This is a genomic window from Pseudomonas sp. A1230 (assembly GCF_044218825.1).
Lineage (GTDB): Bacteria > Pseudomonadota > Gammaproteobacteria > Pseudomonadales > Pseudomonadaceae > Aquipseudomonas > Aquipseudomonas iridis.
Map to the genome: position 1 here is coordinate 778,880 of NZ_CP162582.1, position 24,297 is coordinate 803,176.

The window sequence follows — 24,297 nt, forward strand, 5'->3', positions numbered from 1 at the left end:
GGACTGCGGCACTTAAGCGCAGCTCCACGACTTTCCCTATAACAAAATGAGGACGGCACCATGAGCGCTTTAACCTTGAAAGTCGCAGTCAACCTGGTCAACGAAGCCATCAGCGCAGGGCGGGGCATCAATGCCGCGCCGTTGACCATCGCGGTACTCGATACCGGCGGCCACCTGATCACCCTGCAACGCGAAGACGGCGCCAGCCTGCTGCGCCCGCAGATCGCCATCGGCAAAGCCTGGGGCGCGATTGCGCTGGGCAAGGGCTCACGCCTGCTGGCAGTGGATGCTCAACAACGCCCGGCGTTCTTCGCGGCACTCAACAGCACGGGGCAGGGCAGCGTCGTGCCGGCACCGGGCGGTGTGTTGATCCGCGATCAGGCGGGGAATTTGCTGGGTGCGATCGGGATTAGCGGCGACCTGTCGGACATTGATGAGCAGGTGGCGATCAAAGCGGTGCAGGCGCTGGATTTGAGGGCGGATGCGGGGGTGGCTGCTTGATTAGTGGTGACTGATTAACCGCTATCGCGAGCAGGCTCACTCCTGCGTTGGATCTGTGGTCAGACACATAATGTCCAAATACCCCGAGTCCCATGTGGGAGCGAGCCTGCTCGCGAAGGCGATCTTCAGTACACATCTTGCTAAAAGTCCAACGCTTGTTCGGACGTTCGCAGAGCTAGCCTTTCATGATCAGGACATGAAAGGACAAAGGAATGCTGGATCTATCTGCTTCACATCGCTTGCGAACTGGCCGCTACTCAGAACACAACTGCATCTACCTGCTGACGACTAATACTGCAGGGCGACAGCCGGTTTTTGCCGATTTTGCGTTGGGTAGATTAGTCGTGAATCAATTTCGCGTCGCAGAGGAGAGGGGGGATGCCAACACCTTAGCCTGGGTTGTCATGCCGGATCATTTTCATTGGTTGATTGAATTGAAGCGCGGGTCACTCGGTGAGTTGATGCAGCGAACCAAATCGCTGAGCACCAAAGCCGTGAACCTCTCGACTGGTCGACAAACCAGTCTTTGGCAATCAGGTTTTCATAATCGTGCATTACGCAGAGAGGAAGATCTGGTGAAGCTGGCGCGGTATATCGTAGCTAACCCGTTGCGTGCTGGTCTGGTTGAGAAGCTTGGCGACTACCCGCTGTGGGATGCGATTTGGGTTTGAGCGTAACACTGTGTCGCGGCCATTCGCGAGCAGGCTCGCTCCCACATTGGATCTGTGTCGTTCACAAATCTTCTGTAGGCCTTCGCCTGCTCGCGATAGTCGCACCGCGGTGTCTCAATCCGGCTCACACCCCTTCAGCACCAACCGGATAATCGTCTGCGCCGCCGCTTCATAATCCGCTTCATCCAGCTTGTCCTTGCCGGTGATCGCCGAGATCTGCCAGTCGAAGTCGGCGTAGGTCTGGGTGGCGGCCCAGATGCTGAACATCAGGTGGTTGGGGTCGATCGGGGCAATCTGGCCGCGGTCTATCCAGGTCTGGATGCAGTCGATGTTGTGCTTGGCCTGGCCGTTGAGCTGCTCGACCAGGTCGGCACTCAGGTGCGGGGCGCCGTGCATGATTTCGCTGGCGAACACCTTGGAAGCGAAGGGCAGGTCGCGGGAGATGCGGATCTTCGAGCGGATGTAGCCGCTCAGCACTTCGCTCGGCACGCCGTCCGCGTTGAACGGAGTCGAAGCCTGCAAGATCGGCACGATGATGCTTTCCAACACCTCGCGGTAGAGGTTTTCCTTGGACTTGAAGTAGTAGTAGACGTTGGGCTTGGGCAATCCTGCCTTCGCGGCGATGTCGCTGGTTTTTGTCGCAGCGAAGCCCTTGTCGGCAAACTCCTCACTGGCAGCACGCAGGATCAGTTCTTTGTTGCGCTCGCGGATTGTGCTCATAAACCCGGTGGTTCCTTGCCTGTTCTGGCGGTGGCGCATGGTAGCACCGGCCTCGCGCAGCGCTCAACAATGCCCCATGTGGCCTGCGGTCGCGTTATGCTTCGCAACATTCATACATAGAAGGAAACAGGATTCATGGCAGGAAGCAGTTTGCTGGTGCTGATCGACGATATCGCCGCCGTACTGGATGACGTTGCGTTGATGACCAAAATGGCCGCCAAGAAGACCGCCGGTGTGCTCGGCGATGATTTGGCGCTCAACGCCCAGCAGGTCTCCGGCGTGCGCGCCGAGCGGGAAATCCCTGTGGTGTGGGCGGTGGCCAAGGGCTCGTTCCTCAACAAGCTGATTCTGGTGCCGTCGGCGCTGGCGATCAGTGCGTTCGTGCCTTGGCTGGTGACGCCGCTGTTGATGGTCGGTGGTGCGTATCTGTGCTTCGAAGGTTTCGAAAAGCTCGCGCACAAATTTCTGCACAGCAAGGCTGAAGATGACGCCGATCACGCGCAACTGAGCGCGGCCGTAGCCGATCCTGCGACTGATCTGGTGGCGTTCGAGAAGGACAAGATCAAAGGCGCGATCCGCACCGACTTCATCCTTTCTGCAGAAATCATCGCCATCACCCTGGGTGCCGTGGCTGGCGCCACGCTGACCCAGCAAGTGATCGTGCTGTCCGGCATCGCTATTGTCATGACCATCGGTGTGTATGGCCTGGTGGCCGGCATCGTCAAACTCGACGACCTGGGTCTGTGGCTGACCCAGAAGCCGGGGCAAATGGCCCAAAAAATCGGCAACGGCATTCTGGTCGCCGCGCCCTACATGATGAAGGCTCTGTCGGTGATCGGCACGGCGGCGATGTTCCTGGTCGGCGGCGGCATCCTGACCCACGGCGTGCCTGTGGTTCATCACTGGATTGAAAGCGTCGGTACAGCGGCGGGTAGCGCGGGGTTTGTGGTGCCGGTGCTGCTCAATGGTGTGGCGGGGATTATTGCCGGTGCGGTGGTGCTGGCGGTTGTGTCGGTAATCGGCAAGATCTGGAAAGCTGTGAAAGGCTAAAAAGATCGCAGCCTGCGGCAACTCCTACAGGGTGTACTCCATCCCAATGTAAGAGCTGCCGTAGGCTGCGATCCTTTGATCTTCATGAAAAAAGGCCATTCGACTCGCATCGAATGGCCTTTTTTGTACCTGCCGAATCTACTCGGCAATCTGCAACTTGCGCGACTCGGTGTACACGTAGCGCACTTTCTCGTACTCGAACGGCGAGTTCAGCTGACCGTAGCGGAAGCCGGTCTGGTAGCGCTTGTCCACCGCGCGCAGGGCCCAGACTTCCGGGTGGTTGGAGCTGACTTCCGAGACGTTGAGGAAGTTGATCGCCGATTCGGTGGTGTAGTCCACGGCCAGACCTGCGGTGTCACGAAGGTTGGATGGGCCGAAAATTGGCAGGACGAAATAGGCGCCGCCAGGTACGCCGTAGAAGCCCAGAGTCTGACCGAAGTCTTCGTTCTGACGCGGCAGGCCCATGGCGGTGGCCGGGTCCCACAGGCCGGCGATGCCGATTGTGGTGTTGAGCAACAGGCGCGCGGTGGTTTCCATCGAGCGCTGGCCTTTGAACTGCAGCAGGCTGTTGACCAGGTTCGGCACATCGCCAAGGTTGTTGAAGAAGTTGCTCACGCCGGTGCGCAAGAAGCTTGGCGTGACGTAACGATAGCCGTCGACTACAGGCAGGAACACCCATTGGTCGAAGCGATAGTTGAAGTGGTAAACCCGACGGTTCCACGACTCCAGCGGGTCATAGACGGCCAGCGCATTGAGCGTCGAACGTTCGAATTCACGCTGGTCCAGGCCCGGGTTGAACTTGAGTTTGGACAGCGGCTCCTTGAAACCGTCGCTGTCAACCACCACCGGTGCATTGGCTTTGCTGTTGTCGGCCTGGGCCACGCCTGCACAGAGGAACGCTGCTACCAGCAGGAGATATTTAGCCACGGAAGAACTCCAGCATTGCGTCGCTGTTGACGCGGTAGTTAATGTTGCCGCAATGGCCGCCCAGTGGATAAACGGTCAGGCGATCACCGAAGGTCTTGCGCAGGAAGCCAAGGTCGCCCGGGCCGAGAATCACGTCGTCGGCGTTGTGCATCACCGCGATTTTCGGGCTGTCGTGCAGGTAATCCTTGAGTGCGTACAGGCTGACCTGGTCGATCAGTTGCAGCAGGCTGCCGCCGTCGGTGCGCGCGCGCCACATCGGAATGACCTGTTCGGTCAGGTAGCAATCGAAGTCGCATTGCAGCGCACGCTTGAGGAACGGCGTGAGGCTGGTGCCTTCAGTGATCGGGTATTTCGGCGGGGTGATCAGGCCGCGACGGTTGATCAGATCCGAGGTAAAGGCAATGTCGGCTGCCGAGAAGCGGAACGAAGTGCCGATCAGCATCGCCATCTGCTCGTTGCTCAGATGCTGCTTGGACTGCTGGAAGTCGTAAAGCAGGGCGTCATTGAGATCGATGTAGCCTTTCTGCTGGAAGTAGCGGGTCAGCTTGGCCAGCACCAGTTCATAAAAGGTGGTGCTGTTGTTGATGCCTTTAACCTCGGTCTGCACGAGTTTGTCGAGGTTGGTGATCGAGGTGTAGAGATTGACGGGCGGATTGAGCAGCAGAACTTTCTTGAAGTTGAAGCTGCGACGGGTCTCGTCCAGGTGCGCGACGAATGCGGCATCCAGCGCACCGAGGCTATAACCGGTGAGGTAATAGTCGGTGACCGGCACATCCGGATTTTGCGCCCGTACGGCCTGCATCACCCGGTACATGTCTTCGGCGTCTTCTTTGGTAATACCCGGCGTAGCGAAGCGGGACGCAGCGCTGATGAAGTCGAAGCTGGTAGGTGAAGACAGCTGCACGACGTGGTAGCCGGCCTTGTAGTAGAGCTTTTTCAGGTATTCATTGAGCGTGCTGTCGAAGCGCGCGCCGGTGCCGGCGATCAGGAAGATCAGCGGCGCGGGTTTGTCCTGTTCGGCGATGCGGTAGGTCAGCTTCTTCACCGGCCAGAAGTTGTCCGGCAGGATGAACTCGCGCTCCGGACGCAGGGTGACGCTGCGGTCCGATTGATTGATGTCGTCGTCCAACGGCAGTTCCGGGCGCAAGTCCGGCGGAGTCGTGGCGATGGTCGCCTCGAACGGGTTGGTCAGGGGATAGCCATAACTGGCGGCGTCGATATCCACCGCCAGTGCGGACGCACTCAAAATAAGGCCGCTAAACAGCGCGGCGAAGCGCAAGGAATGGAGCATGACTGAATCCCTAAGAGGAAGGTGCCGAATGAAGTTCGCAGGCTATGACCACCGCGCTTGCGCCAAAGTGCCATGCCGCGGCACCAAACAGGCAGAATTCGGAGTAATAGTAGCTGGACGATACACTTTGCACTGATTGGATGACTAGTTAACAGTTGTTATTGCTTGCGTATGGTTGGCGGCGGATTAAGCTGGCGGCCGATTTCCGAAGATTGGAGTGCTTCATGTCCCGCCGCTTGCCCGTGATTCTTTTACTCGTTTTGTTGCCATTGTGGCTGGCCGCCAGCTACGGCGCGCGTTATGGCTTCATGGAGGATGGCAAATGGGTGGGAATTTGCGTCGATGAGGCCAGCCGTTGGGAATGTCAGCTGCGAGCCAATCTTGGGCTGATGATTCACTTCAAGGTATTGGGCTGGGCGGCACTGTGTTGTGCGCTGATCGGTTTTGTCGTGCCGGGGCGGGCAGGGTGGTGGTTGGCGGTGTTGGCGCTGGTGTTCGGGCTGCCGGCACTGGCGTTGTACAACACGACGTTGGCGGTGTTTGCCGGGGTGATTGCTGGGCTGCGCCTGGTCCGGGCGTCCCGTAGCGCATAACGGTCAGTCATCGCGGGCAAGCCCGCTCCCACAGGGTATTGGGGAACACCCAGGTCTAATGTGGGAGCGAGCCTGCTCGCGAAGAGGCCGGCACAAACGCTGAAGATCAGCGGGTGCGAACGCGAAGGCAGCGCCACAAAGCCACAACCATCAACCCGCTGACCAGTGCCCAACCCCAGGCCTGCTGATTCTGCATGCCTTCCAGATACAACTGCGGCGCAATGCCGGCGCCTATGATGAACGTCAGCAGAGCAATCTCCCGACGCGGCACGTTCACCGGTCGGCAGAGATAAACCAGCGCCGGCAGCACAAATGCCATGGTGGCAAAGCTGCGATAACGTGCATCGAACACCATCTCGAGCATCATCACCGCCGCCGCAAATCCGGCGGCCGCCACCAGCCATCCGGCACGCCGTTCCAGCAGATTGAAGATGCGTTCACGCCAGCCCGTACGAGCGCTCAAGGTTAGCGCGGCATGTGCCAGCACCAACAGATTCAAGGCCGTCAGCAAGCCCACCCACAGCCATTCACTGGCAAATCGTGTGGTCACAAATGCCAGATCACCCCAGGCCCCGATCGAGCAAGCGGCGAGCGCGCCCAACAGCGGCAGCACCAATGCCGAGCGCGTATTGCGCACCCGACCACCGAGAAACAGGGTGCCAAGGAAAATCAGACCGCCGACCGCCAGCCACTGCTTCCAGTGCGGCACGTTCGTGACCGGCCCCGCGAGTATGCCTTTGTCCTGACGGTCGGCATCGAACAGCCCCCAATACCCGCCAACCGCGCCTTCACTGGCACGCTTCCATGGCTGATCGAAAGCTTCGATCAGGTTGTAATGCCAGCCTTCTTTCTCGGCCATGGCAACAAAACCACGAATGAACTTCGCTTCGTTGACCCGGCTCGGCAGTGCCGTCTCGCGCTGGCGACCTTCACTCGGCCAGCCGGTTTCGCCAATCATCACGTCCTTGGGGGCGAACTTGTTGCCGAATACCTGGCGCACCTGCGCCACATGCTGCAGCGCCGCATCGATATTCGACGGATCGTCTTCCCAGTACGGCAGCAAGTGAATGGTCAGGAAATCCACCGCTGGCGCGACTTCCGGGTGCTTGAGCCAGAATTCCCAGACATCGGCGTACGTCACCGGTTGTTTGATCTGACTTTTGACCTTGTTGATCAGCTTCACCAGCTGTCCGCCGGTGACTTCCTTGCGCAGCAACACTTCGTTGCCGACGATCACCGAGCTGACCACGTCCGGGTTGGCGTTGGCCGATGCGATCAGCAGGTCGACTTCCTTCTCGCTGTCCACCGGGTTGCTGTTGACCCAGGCGCCGATCATCAATTTCAGGCCATGTTTACGCGCCAGATCCGGCAGTGCTTCAAGGCCGGTCATCGAGTAGGTGCGGATGCATTCGAAGCGGGTGGCGAGCAGGGCGAGGTCGGCGTCCATGCGCTCCGGGCGCAACTTGAACGGTACGTCGAATGGCGACTGGTCTTTGTCGAACGGGGTGTAGGAGGCGCATTGCAGCTTGTGCGTCGGTGTCGCGGCGTCCGGCAGGATCACCGGTTTGCCGAGGCCATACCAGAAGCCGCCGAAGGCAAACAGTCCGAGCAGGCAGGCGAAGAGATAAGGGAGAAAAGGAAAGCGGGACGTCGCGGACATGGTCAGGCCGAGTGGCTGCAAAGCGACGCATGTTACCTGCATTTATCCGGCGGTAGGTGGCTCGCATGATTTTGACATGCAAAGTTCGGGCGGATTATTTGGCGTCATTTATATAGACGTGGTTATGGCCTTCTAATGTCGTTTCTCGCTGCCTTGAGGTCGCTGGCAGAGCAGGTCGCCTCGGGCGTCAGGTTGATGATCGAAACCGTCAGTAACCCTTATTGATAAATCGCGCTGATGTTCGAATGAGTGTGCGGTCGGGCGTGATGGGGGCGCTGTGCACCATAACAATACGTTGACGATGCCCGGCATCCGTCGGGCGCAGCATTTCGGGGAAGTAACGATGAAGATGCGACGACTTTTAAGCGCAGGTGCCGTTCTGGCGCTTGCGATGAGCTCCACTTTCGCCAGCGCTGAAAAACAGACCCTGAACATCGGTTACGTTGACGGCTGGTCCGACAGCGTCGCGACCACCCACGTGGCGGCCGAAGTGATCAAGCAGAAACTGGGCTACGACGTGAAACTGCAAGCCGTCGCCACCGGGATCATGTGGCAAGGTGTGGCCACCGGCAAACTCGACGCCATGCTCTCGGCCTGGCTGCCAGTAACCCATGGAGATTACTGGACGAAGAACAAGGATCAGGTCGTCGACTACGGCCCGAACTTCAAGGATGCAAAAATCGGCCTGATCGTGCCGGAGTACGTCAAAGCCAAATCCATTGAAGACCTGAAAACCGACGACACGTTCAAAAATCGCATCGTCGGCATCGATGCCGGTTCAGGTGTGATGCTCAAGACTGATCAGGCGATCAAGGACTACGGCCTCGACAAATACTCGCTCAAGGCCAGTTCCGGCGCCGGCATGATCGCCGAACTGACCCGCGCCGAGAAGAAAAACGAATCCATCGCCGTCACCGGTTGGGTCCCGCACTGGATGTTCGCCAAATGGAAACTGCGCTTCCTCGACGACCCGAAAGGCGTTTACGGTGCAGCTGAAACCGTGAACAGCATCGGCAGCAAAGAGCTTGATGCCAAAGCGCCGGAAGTGGCGAAGTTCCTGAAAAACTTCCAGTGGGCCTCGAAGGACGAAATTGGCGAAGTGATGCTGGCGATTCAGGACGGTGCAAAACCTGACGCCGCCGCCAAAGCCTGGGTAGCCAAGCACCCGGAGCGCGTGGCTGACTGGACTAAATAACCTGACATAGCTTTTTCACCGCGAACCCTGTGGGAGCGGGCTTGCCCGCGATAGCGGTCTGTCAGTTGGCTAATCAGTCGACTGGCATGACGCAATCGCTGGCAAGCCAGCTCCCACAGTTTTTTATATGTGCTTGAGAATGGCAAAGCTGTCATGGCGTTCTACTACTAAGGTCGTCTGGAACCTGGCTCGCAGCCGCATACAGTGGATATCGTTCCAACAATAATCTGTGCTGCGAGGATAAAAACAATGAACGACAGCATTTACCTCTCGATTCAAAACAGTCCCCGATTCAAGGAACTGGTTAGCAAGCGAGAAAAGTTCGCCTGGATTCTTTCAGCGATCATGCTTGGGCTTTACTCCGGTTTCATCCTTCTGATTGCTTACGGGCCGCATCTTCTGGGCGCGAAGATCAGTCCTGAGTCCTCCATTACCTGGGGCATTCCTATCGGTGTCGGGCTGATTCTTTCGGCCTTCATCCTGACCGGCATCTACGTAAAGCGCGCCAATGGCGAGTTCGACGACCTGAACAATGCGATTCTCAAGGAGGCTCAGCAATGATCCGGCGTCTACTGGCTCTATTGAGCGTTGCAGCTTTCGCACCGGGTGCCTGGGCGGCTGATGCCTTGACCGGTGAGGTGGCCAAGCAGCCGCTGAACATTCCCGCGATCCTGATGTTTGTGGCATTTGTCGGCGCCACTTTGTACATCACCTACTGGGCCTCGAAGAAAAACAACTCCGCGGCCGACTACTATGCAGCGGGCGGCAAGATCACCGGTTTCCAGAACGGTCTGGCGATTGCCGGTGACTACATGTCGGCGGCGTCCTTCCTGGGGATTTCCGCGCTGGTGTTCACCTCCGGCTACGATGGCCTGATCTACTCGATCGGATTCCTGGTGGGCTGGCCGATCATTCTGTTCCTGATCGCCGAGCGTCTGCGTAACCTGGGTAAATACACCTTTGCCGACGTGGCGTCCTACCGCCTCGGGCAAACCCAGATTCGCTCGCTGTCCGCCTGCGGTTCGCTGGTGGTGGTGGCGTTCTACCTGATCGCGCAAATGGTGGGTGCGGGCAAGCTGATCCAGCTGCTGTTTGGTCTGGATTACCACGTTGCGGTGATTCTGGTTGGTGTGCTGATGTGCATGTACGTGCTGTTCGGCGGCATGCTAGCAACCACCTGGGTGCAGATCATCAAGGCAGTGTTGCTGCTGTCGGGTGCATCGTTCATGGCACTGATGGTGATGAAGCACGTCAACTTCGACTTCAACACGCTGTTCTCCGAGGCGATCAAGGTGCACGCCAAGGGCGAAGCGATCATGAGCCCGGGCGGTCTGGTCAAGGATCCGGTTTCGGCATTCTCGCTGGGTCTGGCGTTGATGTTCGGTACCGCTGGCCTGCCGCACATTCTCATGCGCTTCTTCACCGTGAGTGATGCAAAAGAAGCCCGTAAGAGCGTGCTGTACGCTACCGGGTTCATTGGCTACTTCTACATTCTGACGTTCATTATCGGCTTCGGCGCGATCCTGCTGGTCAGCACTAACCCGGCCTTCAAAGATGCTGCTGGCGCGCTGTTGGGCGGCAACAACATGGCGGCGGTGCACCTGGCCAACGCGGTCGGCGGTAGCATCTTCCTTGGCTTCATCTCGGCGGTTGCCTTCGCGACCATCCTCGCTGTAGTGGCAGGCTTGACCCTGGCGGGTGCTTCGGCGGTTTCTCACGACCTCTACGCCAGCGTTATCAAAAAGGGCAAGGCGAACGAGAAGGACGAGATTCGCGTTTCGAAGATCACCACGATTGCCCTGGCGGTGCTGGCGATTGGTCTGGGTATCCTCTTCGAGAGCCAGAACATTGCGTTCATGGTTGGCCTGGCGTTCTCCATCGCGGCGAGCTGTAACTTCCCGGTACTGCTGCTTTCGATGTACTGGAAGAAGCTGACGACTCGTGGGGCGATGATTGGTGGCTGGTTGGGTCTGGTCAGCGCTGTTGGCCTGATGATTCTCGGCCCGACCATCTGGGTGCAGATTCTGCATCATGAGAAGGCGATCTTCCCTTATGAGTACCCGGCGCTGTTCTCGATGATCATTGCGTTTGTGGGGATCTGGTTCTTCTCGATCACTGACAAGTCGGCGGCTGCGGACCGGGAACGTGCTTTGTTCTTCCCTCAGTTTGTGCGTTCGCAGACAGGGTTGGGGGCGAGTGGGGCGGTTTCGCACTAAGGCTTTTGGATTGATTGGGTAAGTTGAGTTAGACAGAAATGCCCCGGTCGAGAGATCGGGGCATTTTTTGTGGGCGGTTATCGGGCTTGGGCTGTTTTTGGATTGTGGCGAGTTTGCCCCTCACCCCAGCCATCTCGGCTTTTAATCTTTTGCCCTCTTCGGCAGACCGTGCTTCGGGGGGGGGCAAAGCTAATGTTTGCTTATCGGCGCCTGGGAAAGTGAGTCGCTGTAAGAGCAAAATCGCCAGCGGCGGCACCCGCAGCAACGGATATGCCCACAAACCAAACCCTGAACCCCCATAAACAAAAACGGCCCCTATATGAATAGAGGCCGTTTCCGGTGCAACGCTAAGACTTTATCGCAAGACAAATCTTATTTGCGGTCTTCCAGCTTGGTAATGTCACGCGACTCGTAGCCGGTGTACAACTGGCGCGGACGGCCAATCTTGTACGGGCTCGAGAGCATTTCTTTCCAGTGGGAGATCCAGCCAACAGTACGTGCCAGCGCGAAAATCACAGTGAACATGCTGGTTGGAATGCCGATCGCCTTGAGGATGATCCCCGAGTAGAAGTCGACGTTCGGGTACAGCGAGCGTTCGATGAAGTACGGGTCGGTCAGCGCGATCTCTTCCAGGCGCATGGCCAGTTGGAGTTGCGGATCGTTGTTGATGCCCAGTTCCTTCAATACTTCGTCGCAGGTCTGCTTCATCACAGTCGCGCGAGGATCGCGGTTCTTGTAAACGCGGTGACCGAAGCCCATCAACTTGAACGGGTCGTTCTTGTCCTTGGCCTTGGCGATGAACTTGTCGATGTTGGACACATCGCCAATCTCGTCAAGCATGGTCAGAACGGCTTCGTTCGCACCGCCGTGGGCAGGGCCCCACAGTGCGGCGATACCGGCGGCGATACAGGCGAACGGGTTGGCACCCGAAGAGCCCGCCAGACGCACGGTGGAGGTCGATGCGTTCTGCTCGTGGTCGGCATGGAGGATGAAGATCTTGTCCATGGCCTTCGCGAGCACCGGGCTGATCGGTTTGATCTCGCACGGGGTGTTGAACATCATGTGCAGGAAGTTTTCCGCGTACGTCAGGTCGTTGCGCGGGTACATCATGGGTTGACCCATGGAGTACTTGTAAACCATCGCTGCCAGGGTCGGCATCTTCGCAACCAGACGGATCGCGGAGATTTCGCGATGCTGCGGGTTATTGATGTCGAGGGAGTCGTGGTAGAAGGCCGAGAGGGCGCCGACTACGCCGCACATGACGGCCATCGGGTGGGCGTCGCGACGGAAACCGTTGAAGAAGGTTTTCAGCTGCTCGTGAACCATGGTGTGGTTTTTCACGGTGCTGACGAACTGGGCCTTCTGTTCTGCGGTCGGCAGTTCACCGTTGAGCAGCAGATAGCAGGTTTCCAGGTAGTCCGACTTTTCAGCCAGCTGTTCGATCGGGTAGCCGCGGTGCAACAGAATGCCGTTGTCGCCGTCGATATAGGTGATCTTCGATTCGCACGAGGCGGTCGACATGAAACCCGGGTCGAAAGTGAAGCGGCCCGTGGCCGTCAGGCCCCGAACATCAATAACATCGGGACCAACGGTGCCGGTTAAAATGGGCAGCTCGACGGGGGCTGCGCCCTCGATGATCAACTGCGCTTTTTTGTCAGCCATGTGGCCTCCTATTTATGCTTGAACCATCAGACAGACCCCCCACGCAGGGCCCGCACCACTATAGTGAGATAAATTCGAATGTCAATTTGCCTAAAGTCTTGCTCCAGAAGGCTTTAACTGCCCTTTTTCCTCGAAATTGACTGCCATTTACGCCTTTTATACGACTTGTGCAATGCGCTATTTGGGGTAGGTGATTGCGTTGTCATTAGTAGCCTAACTGTCTATACTCGGCCACCGACCGCCAAGGGCTTTTGGGCCTGCTTTATTGGGGGTCGCATCCCTGGGTGGTGGTTACCTGACCAGTGCACTCCCCAACAACTTTGCCCTGATTGTTAGGGGCTCTTCAGTGTGAAAAAAAAGCCGTGAAAAGCCAACGACCTGTAAACCTAGACCTAAGGACCATCAAACTCCCCATCACCGGCGTTACGTCGTTTCTTCACCGTGTTTCCGGCATCATCCTCTTCCTGGGCCTGGGCTTCATGCTTTATGCATTGGGCAAATCCCTGGATTCCGAGGAAGGTTTTGCCGAGGTGAAGGCATGCTTGACCAGCCCGCTGGCCAAGTTCGTAGCATGGGGCCTCCTGTCCGCTCTGCTGTATCACCTGGTAGCCGGTGTGCGCCACTTGATCATGGATATGGGCATCGGTGAGACGCTGGAAGGCGGCCGCCTGGGCTCGAAAATCATCGTCGCCATTTCCGTGGTGCTGATCGTTCTGGCAGGAGTTTGGATATGGTAACCAGCGTTACGAACCTTTCGCGTTCGGGCCTCTATGACTGGATGGCGCAACGTGTGTCTGCGGTTGTTCTCGCGGCTTATTTCATCTTCCTGATCGGATACCTTGCAGCGAATCCGGGCATTGGTTACGACCAGTGGCATGGCCTGTTCGCCCACAACGGGATGCGTATCTTCAGTCTGCTGGCCCTCGTTGCCCTTGGCGCTCACGCCTGGGTCGGCATGTGGACCATCGCGACCGACTACCTGACGCCAATGGCGCTGGGCAAGTCCGCGACCGCAGTACGTTTCCTTTTCCAGGCAGTATGCGGCGTTGCGATGTTCGCTTACTTCGTCTGGGGTGTGCAGATTCTCTGGGGTATCTGATTCATGGCTAACATTCCAACGATTTCTTTCGACGCCATCATTATTGGTGGCGGCGGTGCTGGCATGCGCGCTGCGCTGCAACTGGCACAGGGTGGTCACAAGACTGCCGTGATCACCAAGGTTTTCCCGACTCGTTCGCACACTGTATCGGCTCAGGGTGGCATCACCTGCGCGATCGCTTCTGCCGATCCGAACGATGACTGGCGCTGGCACATGTACGATACCGTCAAGGGCTCCGACTACATCGGTGACCAGGACGCTATCGAATACATGTGTCAGGAAGGCCCGGCTGCCGTTTATGAGCTGGACCACATGGGGATGCCGTTCTCGCGTACCGAACAGGGCCGCATCTACCAGCGTCCGTTCGGCGGTCAGTCGAAGGATTACGGTAAAGGCGGGCAGGCTGCCCGTACTTGCGCCGCTTCCGACCGTACCGGTCACGCACTGCTGCACACCCTTTATCAGGGCAACCTGAAAGCCGGTACCACGTTCCTGAACGAGTACTACGCTGTCGACCTGGTGAAAAACGCTCAAGGCGAGTTCGTCGGTGTGATCGCTATCTGCATCGAAACCGGTGAAACCACCTACATCCGCGCCAAGGCTACTGTTCTGGCAACCGGCGGTGCAGGTCGTATCTACGCGTCCACCACCAACGCCCTGATCAACACCGGTGACGGCGTCGGCATGGCTCTGCGTGCGGGTGTGCCGGTACAGGACATCGAAATGTGGCAGTTCCACCCAACCGGCATCGCCGGCGCCGGTGTACTGGTTACCGAAGGTTGCCGTGGTGAAGGTGGATACCTGATCAACAAGCACGGCGAGCGTTTCATGGAGCGTTATGCTCCGAACGCCAAAGACCTTGCCGGTCGTGACGTTGTTGCCCGCTCGATGGTTAAGGAAATCATCGCGGGTAACGGTTGCGGTCCGAATGGCGACCACGTGCTGCTCAAGCTCGATCACCTGGGTGAAGAAGTGCTGCACAGCCGTCTGCCAGGCATCTGCGAACTGTCGAAGACTTTCGCACACGTTGACCCGGTTGTTGCTCCGGTTCCGGTTGTTCCGACTTGCCACTATATGATGGGCGGTGTTCCGACCAACATTCATGGCCAGGCGATCACCCAGAACGCTGAAGGCGTGGACGAGATCATTCATGGTCTGTTCGCCGTCGGCGAAGTGGCTTGCGTATCGGTTCATGGTGCCAACCGTCTGGGCGGCAACTCGCTGCTCGACCTGGTAGTGTTCGGTCGCGCTGCCGGCCTGCACCTCGAGAAAGCATTGACTGACGGCATCGAATACGATGACGCCACCGAAGCTGATATCGACGCTGCCCTGTCGCGCCTCAATGCACTGAACAGCCGTACCGATGGCGAAGACGTTGCTACGCTGCGTCGCGAGCTGCAAAGCTGCATGCAGAACTACTTCGGCGTATTCCGTACCGGCGAATACATGCAGAAAGGTATTGCCCAGCTGGCAGACCTGCGCACCCGTATCGCCAACGTGAAAATCAACGATAAGTCGCAGGCGTTCAACACTGCACGTATCGAAGCGCTTGAGCTGCAAAACCTGCTGGAAGTCGCTGAGGCTACTGCCATTGCGGCCGAAGTCCGTAAAGAGTCCCGCGGCGCGCACGCCCGTGAAGACTTTGAAGATCGTGATGACGAAAACTGGCTGTGCCACACCCTGTACTTCCCGGGTGACAAGCGCGTTGCCAAGCGTGCCGTGAATTTCTCGCCGAAAACTGTTCCGACTTTTGAACCTAAGATTCGGACTTATTAAGGGTGGCCGCCATGTTGCAAGTCAGCGTTTATCGTTACAACCCTGATCAGGACGCCGCGCCGTTCATGCAGGAATTCCAGGTTGATACCGGTGGTAAAGACCTGATGGTGCTGGACGTGCTGGCCCTGATCAAAGAGCAGGACGAGGGTTTCTCCTATCGTCGCTCTTGCCGTGAAGGTGTTTGCGGTTCCGACGGCATGAACATCAACGGCAAAAACGGCCTGGCGTGCATCACGCCGCTGTCCGCTGTCGTAAAAGGCAACAAGTTGATCGTTCGTCCGCTGCCAGGTTTGCCGGTTATCCGTGACCTGGTTGTCGATATGAGCATCTTCTACAAGCAATACGAGAAGGTTAAGCCATTCCTGCAGAACGACACGCCGGCTCCGGCCATCGAGCGTCTGCAGTCCCCTGAAGAGCGTGAAAAGCTCGACGGTCTGTACGAGTGCATTCTGTGCGCTTGCTGCTCGACCTCTTGCCCGTCCTTCTGGTGGAACCCGGACAAGTTCCTGGGCCCGGCCGCACTGCTGCAAGCTTATCGCTTCCTGGCAGACAGCCGTGACACCAAGACGTCCGAGCGTCTGGCTTCGCTGGATGACCCGTTCAGTGTTTTCCGCTGCCGGGGCATCATGAACTGCGTCAACGTATGTCCGAAAGGCCTGAACCCGACTAAGGCCATCGGTCACATCCGTAACATGCTGCTTTCGAGCGGCGTGTGATTCAGCTGCTGTAACCGCTGCACCGTAGAGGCTGTGGCGCGGGCTTCAACCCGCGTCATGGCTATAACCAGAGCAGCAGCCACAAGCTGCGGCTCTTATTTTGAAGAAATGAGACAAGCAGGGGCATCCGGGCTGGTACCCGGACTATCAGTGTGATCCTAAGTGGCTTGTTTTAGTCGCTGCATTCGGACTTCTGCAAGTTTGCTCGGTGTCGACATCGATGGTGTTCCCCTAACCGAGGGTGACCAAGCATGCAAGAAAGCGTGATGCAGCGCATGTGGAACAGCGCCTACCTTTCAGGTGGAAACGCTGCCTATGTGGAAGAGCTTTATGAGCTCTACCTGCACGACCCTAACGCTGTGCCAGAAGAGTGGCGCACCTACTTTCAGAAGCTGCCTGCCGACGGCGGCTCTGCCACTGATGTTTCGCACTCCACGATTCGCGATCATTTCGTGCTGCTGGCAAAGAACCAGCGCCGCGCTCAACCGGTTTCCGCCGGCAGCGTGAGCAGTGAGCACGAGAAGAAGCAAGTTGAAGTGCTGCGATTGATCCAGGCCTACCGTATGCGTGGCCACCAGGCAGCCCAGCTTGACCCGCTGGGGCTGTGGCAGCGTCCTGCACCTGCAGACCTGTCGATCAATCATTACGGCTTGACCAATGCCGATCTTGATACGACCTTCCGTGCCGGCGACCTGTTTATCGGCAAAGAGGAAGCGAGCCTACGCGAAATTCACGAAGCGTTGCAGCAGACATATTGCCGCACCATCGGCGCTGAATTCACGCACATCACCGATTCCGAGCAGCGTCACTGGTTCCAGCAGCGTCTGGAAAGCGTGCGCGGCCGTCCAACGTACTCCGCCGACATCAAGAGCCACCTGCTCGAGCGCGTCACCGCCGGCGAAGGTCTGGAAAAATACCTGGGCACCAAATACCCGGGTACCAAGCGTTTCGGTCTGGAAGGCGGCGAAAGCCTGATTCCGATGCTCGACGAGCTGATTCAACGCTCCGGTTCGTATGGCACCAAGGAAGTCGTGATCGGCATGGCCCACCGTGGCCGTCTCAACGTGCTGGTCAACACCTTCGGCAAGAACCCGCGCGAGCTGTTCGACGAGTTCGAAGGCAAGAAGAAGGTCGAACTGGGTTCCGGTGACGTTAAATACCACCAGGGCTTCTCGTCCAACGTGATGACCACCGGTGGTGAAGTTCACCTGGCCATGGCGTTCAACCCGTCCCACCTGGAAATCGTTTCTCCGGTGGTCGAGGGTTCGGTTCGTGCCCGTCAGGATCGTCGTAACGACCCTACCGGTGAGAAGGTGCTGCCAATCTCCATCCACGGCGACGCGGCATTTGCCGGCCAGGGCGTGGTGATGGAAACCTTCCAGATGTCGCAGACCCGCGGTTTCAAGACCGGCGGTACCGTGCACATCGTGATCAACAACCAGGTTGGTTTCACCATCAGCAACCCGCTGGACTCGCGTTCCACCGAGTACGCGACCGACGTTGCGAAAATGATCCAGGCACCGATCCTCCATGTGAATGGCGATGATCCGGAAGCCGTATTGTTCGTGACTCAGCTGGCCATCGACTACCGCATGCAGTTCAAGCGTGACGTGGTGATCGACCTGGTCTGCTACCGTCGTCGCGGCCACAACGAAGCTGACGAACCGAGCGGCACCCAGCCTCTGATGTATCAGCAGATCACCAAACAGCGCACCACCCGTGAGCTGTACGCTGACAGTCTGACTCAGAGCGGTGTGCTCGACGCTGAGCGTGTTCAGGCGAAAGTCGACGAATACCGCAACGCGCTGGACAACGGTCTGCACGTAGTAAAAAGCCTGGTCAAAGAGCCGAACAAAGAGTTGTTCGTGGACTGGCGTCCGTATCTGGGCCACGCCTGGACCGCGCGTCACGACACTCGCTTCGACCTCAAGACCCTGCAGGAACTGTCCGCCAAGCTGCTGGAAATTCCGGAAGGCTTCGTGGTTCAGCGCCAGGTCTCGAAAATTTACGAAGACCGTCAGAAGATGCAAGCCGGCGGCCTGCCGATCAACTGGGGTTACGCCGAAACCATGGCGTACGCGACCCTGGCGTTCGAAGGTCACCCGATTCGCATGACCGGTCAGGACATCGGTCGCGGTACGTTCTCGCACCGTCACGCTGTTCTGCACAACCAGAAAGATGCGGGCACTTACATTCCGCTGCAGCACTTGTACGACGGTCAGCCACGTTTTGACCTGTACGACTCGTTCCTGTCGGAAGAAGCCGTTCTGGCGTTCGAATACGGTTACTCGACCACCACGCCGGATGCGCTGGTGATCTGGGAAGCCCAGTTCGGCGACTTCGCCAACGGTGCCCAAGTGGTTATCGACCAGTTCATCACCAGTGGCGAGCACAAGTGGGGCCGTCTGTGCGGTCTGACCATGCTGCTGCCGCACGGTTATGAAGGTCAGGGTCCTGAGCACTCTTCGGCTCGTCTGGAGCGTTACCTGCAATTGTGCGCCGAGCACAACATTCAGGTAGCGGTACCGACTACGCCGGCTCAGATCTACCACTTGCTGCGTCGTCAGGTGATTCGCCCGCTGCGCAAACCGTTGATCGTCCTGACTCCGAAGTCGCTGCTGCGCCACAAGCTGGCTGTCTCGACCCTGGAAGATCTGGCCGAGGGTTCGTTCCAGACCGTTATCCCGGAAATCGACGTATTGGACCCGAACAAGGTCGAGCGCGTTGTTCTGTGTAGCGGCAAGGTCTACTACGACCTGCTGGAAAAACGCCGTGCCGAAGGCCGTGAAGATATCGCCATCGTGCGTATCGAGCAGCTGTACCCATTCCCTGAGGACGACTTGATTGAAGTCCTGGCTCCGTACACCAACCTCAAACATATCGTTTGGTGTCAGGAAGAGCCGATGAACCAGGGTGCCTGGTACTGCAGCCAGCACCACATGCGCCGCATCGTTGGCAAACACGACAAATCTCTCGTACTCGAGTACGCGGGCCGTGATGCCTCTGCTGCACCTGCTTGTGGTTACGCATCGATGCACGCCGAGCAGCAGGAAAAACTGCTGCAAGCCGCGTTTACCGTTTAACGCCTTCGCGCACCTGAAACCGAATTTAAGGAACTACAGATAATGGCTATCGAGATCAAAGCCCCCACTTTCCCGGAATCGGTTGCCGATGGCACCGTTGCCACCTGGCACAAGCAACCGGGCGACGCCGTCAAGCGTGACGACCTGATCGTCGACATCGAAACTGACAAAGTCGTACTGGAAGTTCTGGCGACTGCCGACGGCGTACTGGGCGCTATCGTCAAGAACGAAGGCGACACTGTTCTGTCCGACGAAGTCCTGGGCTCCATTGAAGCGGGTGGCGCTGCTGCCGCTGCTCCGGCTGCCGCTGCTGCTGCTCCGGCCGCTGCCCAAGCTGCTGCTGCACCTGCTGCCGGCACCGACGAAGATGCTATCGCCGCGCCTGCTGCACGCAAACTGGCTGAAGAAAACGGCATCAACCTGGCGTCCGTCAAAGGCACCGGTAAAGATGGCCGTGTAACCAAGGAAGACGTGGTTGCCGCTGTTGAAGCCAAGAAAGCTGCTCCGGCCGCCGCTCCTGCCAAGGCTGCTGCACCATCGGCTGCTGCTCCTGTGTTCGCCGCTGGCGACCGCATCGAGAAGCGCGTTCCGATGACCCGCGTTCGTGCCACAGTGGCCAAGCGTCTGGTTGAAGCTCAGTCGAACATGGCGATGCTGACCACTTTCAACGAAGTCGACATGACTGAAGTCATGGCGCTGCGTTCGAAGTACAAGGACCTGTTCGAGAAGTCGCACAACGGCGTACGTCTGGGCTTCATGTCGTTCTTCGTGAAGGCTGCTACCGAAGCGCTGAAACGCTTCCCGGCTGTCAACGCTTCGATCGACGGTGCCGACATCGTTTACCACGGCTATGCCGACGTAGGTGTTGCTGTTTCCAGCGACCGCGGTCTGGTGGTTCCGGTTCTGCGTAACGCCGAACTGATGAGCCTGGCTGAAATCGAAGGCGGCATCGCCACCTTCGGCAAGAAAGCCCGTGACGGCAAACTGTCGATGGACGAGATGACCGGTGGTACCTTCACCATCACCAACGGTGGTACCTTCGGTTCGATGATGTCGACCCCGATCGTCAACCCGCCGCAGGCAGCGATTCTGGGCATGCACAACATCATCCAGCGTCCGATGGCCATCAACGGTCAGGTCGTTATCCGTCCGATGATGTACCTGGCACTGTCCTACGATCACCGTCTGATCGATGGCAAAGAAGCTGTGACCTTCCTGGTGACCATCAAGAACCTGCTGGAAGACCCAGCTCGTCTGTTGCTGGATATCTAAAAAGCAGCTGCAAGCTTTCAGCTACAAGCCTCAAGCTCAAGACGAGCGGGTGGGCTTGCAGCTTGAAGCTTGCGGCTTGAAGCTTTTCGCTAAAGAGGATTTTTTGAATGTCGCAGAAATTTGACGTAGTAGTGATCGGTGCTGGCCCTGGTGGCTATGTGGCTGCCATCAAGGCCGCGCAGCTGGGTCTGACCACTGCCTGCATCGAGAAGTACACCGACGCCGAAGGCAAGCAAGCCCTGGGCGGCACCTGCCTGAACGTCGGCTGCATTCCTTCCAAGGCGCTGCTCGACAGCTCCTGGAAATACAAGGAAGCGAAAGAAAGCTTCAACGTTCACGGTATCTCGACCGGCGAAGTCAAAATGGACGTTGCTGCGATGGTTGGCCGCAAGGCTGGCATCGTCAAGAACCTGACCGGCGGCGTTGCCACTCTGTTCAAGGCCAACGGCGTTACTTCGATCCAGGGCCACGGCAAACTGCTGGCCGGCAAGAAAGTCGAAGTCACCAAGCCAGACGGCTCGGTAGAAATCATCGAAGCTGAAAACGTCATCCTGGCACCAGGTTCGCGTCCGATCGACATCCCACCGGCTCCGGTTGATCAGAACGTCATCGTCGATTCCACTGGCGCACTGGAATTCCAAGCCGTACCTAAGCGTCTGGGCGTTATCGGCGCTGGCGTAATCGGTCTGGAACTGGGTTCGGTTTGGTCGCGTCTGGGTTCGCAAGTGGTTGTCCTCGAAGCACTGGACACCTTCCTGATGGCAGCTGACACCGCTGTTTCCAAGGAAGCGCTGAAAACCCTGACCAAGCAAGGTCTGGACATCAAGCTGGGCGCTCGCGTTACCGGTTCTAAAGTGAATGGCGACGAAGTCGTTGTGAACTACACCGATGCCAACGGCGAACAGACCATTACTTTCGACAAGCTGATCGTAGCCGTTGGTCGCCGTCCGGTGACCACTGATCTGCTGGCTGCCGACAGCGGTGTGACCCTGGACGAGCGCGGTTTCGTGCACGTTGACGATCACTGCGCTACCACCGTACCGGGCGTTTTCGCCATCGGTGACGTGGTTCGCGGCATGATGCTGGCTCACAAGGCTTCGGAAGAAGGCATCATGGTTGTCGAGCGCATCAAGGGCCACAAAGCCCAGATGAACTATGACCTGATCCCTTCGGTTATTTATACTCACCCGGAAATCGCGTGGGTTGGCAAAACCGAGCAGGCCTTGAAAGCTGAAGGCGTTGAAGTTAACGTCGGCACCTTCCCGTTCGCCGCTTCCGGCCGTGCCATGGCCGCCAACGATACCGGTGGTTTCGTCAAGGTCATCGCTGATGCCAAGACTGACCGCGTATTGGGCGTGCACGTAATTGGTCCGAGCGCTGCAGAACTGGTTCAGCAGGGCGCGATCGGTATGGAATTCGGCACCAGCGCTGAAGACCTGGGCATGATGGTTTTCTCCCATCCGACCCTGTCTGAAGCCTTGCACGAAGCTGCTCTGGCTGTGAATGGCGGCGCCATCCACATTGCCAACCGCAAGAAGCGTTAACAGACAATAAGAAACCACGGCGGTAACGGCCCGTCGTGAGCCTTGCGAGCAAGACTCACCGCGGAATGTCCGCTGGACGCAGTCTTGCGTAGCTCAGCTACGCAAGCAGCAGTCAAAGGTGGCGCGGCACTCATCACGAGTGCAGCGCCGAATGCGCAGTACCTAACGAAGACGGTAAAAAGCATGAATCTTCACGAGTATCAGGGTAAGCAGCTGTTCGCTGAATACGGCCTGCCAGTTTCCACTGGTTACGCAGTAGACACCCCAGAAGCAGCAGCAGAAGCTTGCGACAAAATCGGCGGCAGCGAGTGGGTTGTCAAAGCCCAGGTCCACGCCGGTGGTCGCGGTAAAGCGGGCGGCGTTAAGCTGGTTCGCAGCAAAGAAGACGCCAAAGCCTTCGCACAGCAGTGGCTGGGCAAGCGTCTGGTGACTTACCAGACTGACGCCAATGGCCAGCCAGTCACCAAGATCCTGGTTGAATCGTGCACTGATATCGCTAAAGAGCTGTACCTGGGCGCTGTCGTTGACCGTTCGAGCCGTCGCATCGTGTTCATGGCTTCCACCGAAGGTGGCGTGGACATCGAGAAAATCGCTCACGACACTCCAGAAAAAATTCTGAAAGCCACTATCGATCCACTGGTTGGCGCTCAGCCGTTCCAGGGTCGCGAGCTGGCATTCCAGTTGGGTCTGGAAGGCAAGCAGGTTGCTCAGTTCGCCAAGATCTTCGTAGGTCTGGCCAAACTGTTCAAGGATCACGATCTGGCTCTGCTGGAAGTGAACCCGCTGGTGATCAAGGCTGACGGCGATCTGCACTGCCTTGATGCCAAGATCAACATCGACGCCAACGCAATGTACCGTCAGCCTAAGCTGAAGACTTTCCACGATCCGTCGCAAGACGATCCGCGCGAAGCGCACGCTGCCAAGTTCGAACTGAACTACGTAGCGCTGGAAGGCAACATCGGCTGCATGGTCAACGGTGCTGGCCTGGCCATGGGTACCATGGACATCGTCAACCTGCATGGCGGCAAGCCAGCCAACTTCCTCGACGTAGGTGGTGGTGCTACCAAAGAACGCGTAACTGAAGCGTTCAAGATCATTCTGTCCGACACCAACGTCGCTGCAGTACTGGTCAACATCTTCGGCGGCATCGTTCGTTGCGACATGATTGCCGAAGGCATCATCGGCGCTGTGAAAGAAGTCGGCGTGAAAATCCCGGTTGTTGTTCGCCTTGAAGGCAACAACGCTGAGCTGGGCGCTAAAGTACTGGCAGAAAGCGGTTTGAACATCATCGCTGCTACCAGCCTGACCGACGCTGCTCAACAAGTTGTTAAAGCTGCGGAGGGCAAATAATGAGCGTCCTGATCAATAAAGACACCAAAGTTATCTGCCAGGGTATTACCGGTTCGCAAGGTAGTTTCCACACCCAGCAAGCCATTGAATACGGCACCAAGATGGTTGGTGGCGTTACTCCTGGTAAAGGCGGCACCGAGCACCTGGGTCTGCCAGTGTTCAACACCGTGAAAGATGCTGTTGCTCAAACTGGCGCCACCGCCAGCGTGATCTACGTTCCAGCTCCTTTCTGCAAGGACTCGATCCTGGAAGCGGCTTTCGGCGGCATCAAGCTGATCGTCTGCATCACCGAAGGCATTCCTACCCTGGACATGCTGGACGCTAAAGTTAAGTGCGACGAGCTGGGCGTAGTCCTGATCGGCCCTAACTGCCCAGGCGTGATCACCCCAGGCGAATGCAAGATCGGCATCATGCCAGGTCACATTCACTTGCCAGGCAAGGTCGGTATCGTTTCGCGTTCCGGCACCCTGACCTACGAAGCTGTGAAGCAGACTACTGACGCCGGTTTCGGTCAGTCGACTTGCGTCGGCATCGGTGGTGACCCGATCCCGGGTTCGAACTTCATCGACATCCTGAAGCTGTTCCAGGAAGACCCGAAGACCGAAGCGATCGTGATGATCGGTGAGATCGGCGGTTCGGCTGAAGAAGAAGCGGCTGCCTACATCAAGGCACACGTGACCAAGCCGGTTGTTTCCTACATCGCTGGTGTGACTGCTCCTCCGGGCAAGCGCATGGGCCATGCTGGCGCAATCATCTCTGGCGGCAAAGGCACTGCAGACGAGAAGTTTGCTGCCCTGGAAGACGCAGGCGTTAAAACCGTGCGTTCGCTGGCAGACATCGGCAAGGCTTTGTCCGAGCTGACCGGTTGGGCTGTCAAGTAAGCTTCCCGCTTAGCTGACGCTTTACCAAACAAAGGCCACCTTCGGGTGGCCTTTGTCGTTTCAGAGCGGTTGCAAGCTTCAAGTTGCTAG

21 protein-coding genes are annotated in these 24,297 nt (G+C 57.8%); 16 read left to right on the forward strand and 5 right to left on the reverse strand.

Annotation, left to right across the window (positions count from 1 at the left end; genetic code table 11):
* Positions 1–60: 60 nt before the first annotated feature.
* Together AB4P97_RS03695 and AB4P97_RS03700 are read left to right on the forward strand one after the other, a co-directional pair.
* Positions 61–501, forward strand: coding sequence for a heme-binding protein (locus tag AB4P97_RS03695; RefSeq protein WP_042558277.1), 441 nt, complete (start codon positions 61–63; stop codon positions 499–501).
* Between the two features lie 212 nt (positions 502–713).
* Positions 714–1,172, forward strand: coding sequence for a transposase (locus AB4P97_RS03700; protein WP_042558278.1), 459 nt, complete (start codon positions 714–716; stop codon positions 1,170–1,172).
* 114 nt (positions 1,173–1,286) lie between these two features.
* Here AB4P97_RS03700 and AB4P97_RS03705 read toward each other — a convergent pair whose 3' ends face one another.
* A complete protein-coding gene (locus AB4P97_RS03705) occupies positions 1,287–1,892 on the reverse strand; it encodes a TetR/AcrR family transcriptional regulator (protein WP_042558279.1) in 606 nt (201 codons plus the stop codon).
* 135 nt (positions 1,893–2,027) lie between these two features.
* Between AB4P97_RS03705 and AB4P97_RS03710 the strand changes: the two genes are divergently transcribed.
* Positions 2,028–2,942 carry a DUF808 domain-containing protein gene (locus tag AB4P97_RS03710; protein WP_042558280.1) on the forward strand — a complete coding sequence of 305 codons (915 nt, stop codon included), beginning with the start codon at positions 2,028–2,030 and terminating at the stop codon, positions 2,940–2,942.
* Between the two features lie 138 nt (positions 2,943–3,080).
* On the opposite strand, the gene AB4P97_RS03715 is transcribed toward AB4P97_RS03710, so the two are convergent.
* Positions 3,081–3,869 (reverse strand): VacJ family lipoprotein, encoded by a 789-nt coding sequence (locus AB4P97_RS03715; protein WP_042558281.1) that lies wholly within the window; start codon positions 3,867–3,869, stop codon positions 3,081–3,083.
* A complete protein-coding gene (locus AB4P97_RS03720) occupies positions 3,862–5,160 on the reverse strand; it encodes a serine/threonine protein kinase (protein WP_042558282.1) in 1,299 nt (432 codons plus the stop codon). The genes AB4P97_RS03715 and AB4P97_RS03720 overlap by 8 nt, the downstream gene beginning before the upstream one ends.
* A 224-nt stretch (positions 5,161–5,384) precedes the next feature.
* On the opposite strand from AB4P97_RS03720, the gene AB4P97_RS03725 reads away from it, so the two are divergent.
* Positions 5,385–5,753, forward strand: coding sequence for a hypothetical protein (locus AB4P97_RS03725; protein WP_042558283.1), 369 nt, complete (start codon positions 5,385–5,387; stop codon positions 5,751–5,753).
* A gap of 106 nt (positions 5,754–5,859) precedes the next feature.
* On the opposite strand, the gene AB4P97_RS03730 is transcribed toward AB4P97_RS03725, so the two are convergent.
* On the reverse strand, positions 5,860–7,455 hold the full coding sequence (locus AB4P97_RS03730; RefSeq protein ID WP_042558284.1) for a glycosyl hydrolase family 17 protein: 1,596 nt from the start codon (positions 7,453–7,455) through the stop codon (positions 5,860–5,862).
* A gap of 301 nt (positions 7,456–7,756) precedes the next feature.
* On the opposite strand from AB4P97_RS03730, the gene AB4P97_RS03735 reads away from it, so the two are divergent.
* The 3 genes from AB4P97_RS03735 to AB4P97_RS03745 all read left to right on the forward strand — a co-directional run bounded on the left by AB4P97_RS03735 (position 7,757) and on the right by AB4P97_RS03745 (position 10,824).
* Complete coding sequence (locus AB4P97_RS03735) at positions 7,757–8,608, forward strand: glycine betaine ABC transporter substrate-binding protein (protein WP_042558285.1); 852 nt, start codon at positions 7,757–7,759, stop codon at positions 8,606–8,608.
* 249 nt (positions 8,609–8,857) lie between these two features.
* Entirely contained in the window at positions 8,858–9,169 is a 312-nt protein-coding gene (locus tag AB4P97_RS03740; RefSeq protein ID WP_042558286.1) for a DUF485 domain-containing protein, read from the forward strand.
* Positions 9,166–10,824: a cation acetate symporter gene (locus tag AB4P97_RS03745; protein ID WP_042558287.1), complete on the forward strand. Its 1,659-nt coding sequence runs from the start codon at positions 9,166–9,168 to the stop codon at positions 10,822–10,824. The genes AB4P97_RS03740 and AB4P97_RS03745 overlap by 4 nt, the downstream gene beginning before the upstream one ends.
* Positions 10,825–11,196: 372 nt before the next feature.
* On the opposite strand, the gene gltA is transcribed toward AB4P97_RS03745, so the two are convergent.
* Positions 11,197–12,486, reverse strand: a complete 1,290-nt coding sequence (gene gltA / locus AB4P97_RS03750) for a citrate synthase (RefSeq protein ID WP_042558288.1) — start codon at positions 12,484–12,486, stop codon at positions 11,197–11,199.
* 362 nt (positions 12,487–12,848) lie between these two features.
* Here gltA and sdhC point away from each other — a divergent pair, with 362 nt between their 5' ends.
* From sdhC to sucD, 9 genes are all read left to right on the forward strand, one after another.
* Positions 12,849–13,223 carry a succinate dehydrogenase, cytochrome b556 subunit gene (sdhC, locus tag AB4P97_RS03755; protein WP_080896000.1) on the forward strand — a complete coding sequence of 125 codons (375 nt, stop codon included), beginning with the start codon at positions 12,849–12,851 and terminating at the stop codon, positions 13,221–13,223.
* On the forward strand, positions 13,217–13,585 hold the full coding sequence (gene sdhD, locus AB4P97_RS03760; protein ID WP_007977503.1) for a succinate dehydrogenase, hydrophobic membrane anchor protein: 369 nt from the start codon (positions 13,217–13,219) through the stop codon (positions 13,583–13,585). Before sdhC ends, sdhD begins: the two co-directional genes overlap by 7 nt.
* A 3-nt stretch (positions 13,586–13,588) precedes the next feature.
* Positions 13,589–15,361 (forward strand): succinate dehydrogenase flavoprotein subunit, encoded by a 1,773-nt coding sequence (gene sdhA, locus AB4P97_RS03765; RefSeq protein WP_042558290.1) that lies wholly within the window; start codon positions 13,589–13,591, stop codon positions 15,359–15,361.
* Between the two features lie 11 nt (positions 15,362–15,372).
* Positions 15,373–16,077: a succinate dehydrogenase iron-sulfur subunit gene (locus AB4P97_RS03770; RefSeq protein WP_007959035.1), complete on the forward strand. Its 705-nt coding sequence runs from the start codon at positions 15,373–15,375 to the stop codon at positions 16,075–16,077.
* Positions 16,078–16,328: 251 nt separating this feature from the next.
* A complete protein-coding gene (locus AB4P97_RS03775) occupies positions 16,329–19,160 on the forward strand; it encodes a 2-oxoglutarate dehydrogenase E1 component (protein WP_042558291.1) in 2,832 nt (943 codons plus the stop codon).
* Between the two features lie 42 nt (positions 19,161–19,202).
* A complete protein-coding gene (gene odhB / locus AB4P97_RS03780) occupies positions 19,203–20,432 on the forward strand; it encodes a 2-oxoglutarate dehydrogenase complex dihydrolipoyllysine-residue succinyltransferase (protein WP_042558292.1) in 1,230 nt (409 codons plus the stop codon).
* Positions 20,433–20,539: 107 nt separating this feature from the next.
* Complete coding sequence (lpdA, locus tag AB4P97_RS03785; RefSeq protein WP_042558293.1) at positions 20,540–21,976, forward strand: dihydrolipoyl dehydrogenase; 1,437 nt, start codon at positions 20,540–20,542, stop codon at positions 21,974–21,976.
* A gap of 183 nt (positions 21,977–22,159) precedes the next feature.
* Positions 22,160–23,326 carry an ADP-forming succinate--CoA ligase subunit beta gene (gene sucC, locus AB4P97_RS03790; protein WP_007919879.1) on the forward strand — a complete coding sequence of 389 codons (1,167 nt, stop codon included), beginning with the start codon at positions 22,160–22,162 and terminating at the stop codon, positions 23,324–23,326.
* Positions 23,326–24,207: a succinate--CoA ligase subunit alpha gene (gene sucD / locus AB4P97_RS03795; RefSeq protein ID WP_042558294.1), complete on the forward strand. Its 882-nt coding sequence runs from the start codon at positions 23,326–23,328 to the stop codon at positions 24,205–24,207. The genes sucC and sucD overlap by 1 nt, the downstream gene beginning before the upstream one ends.
* The last annotated feature ends 90 nt before the right edge of the window (positions 24,208–24,297 follow it).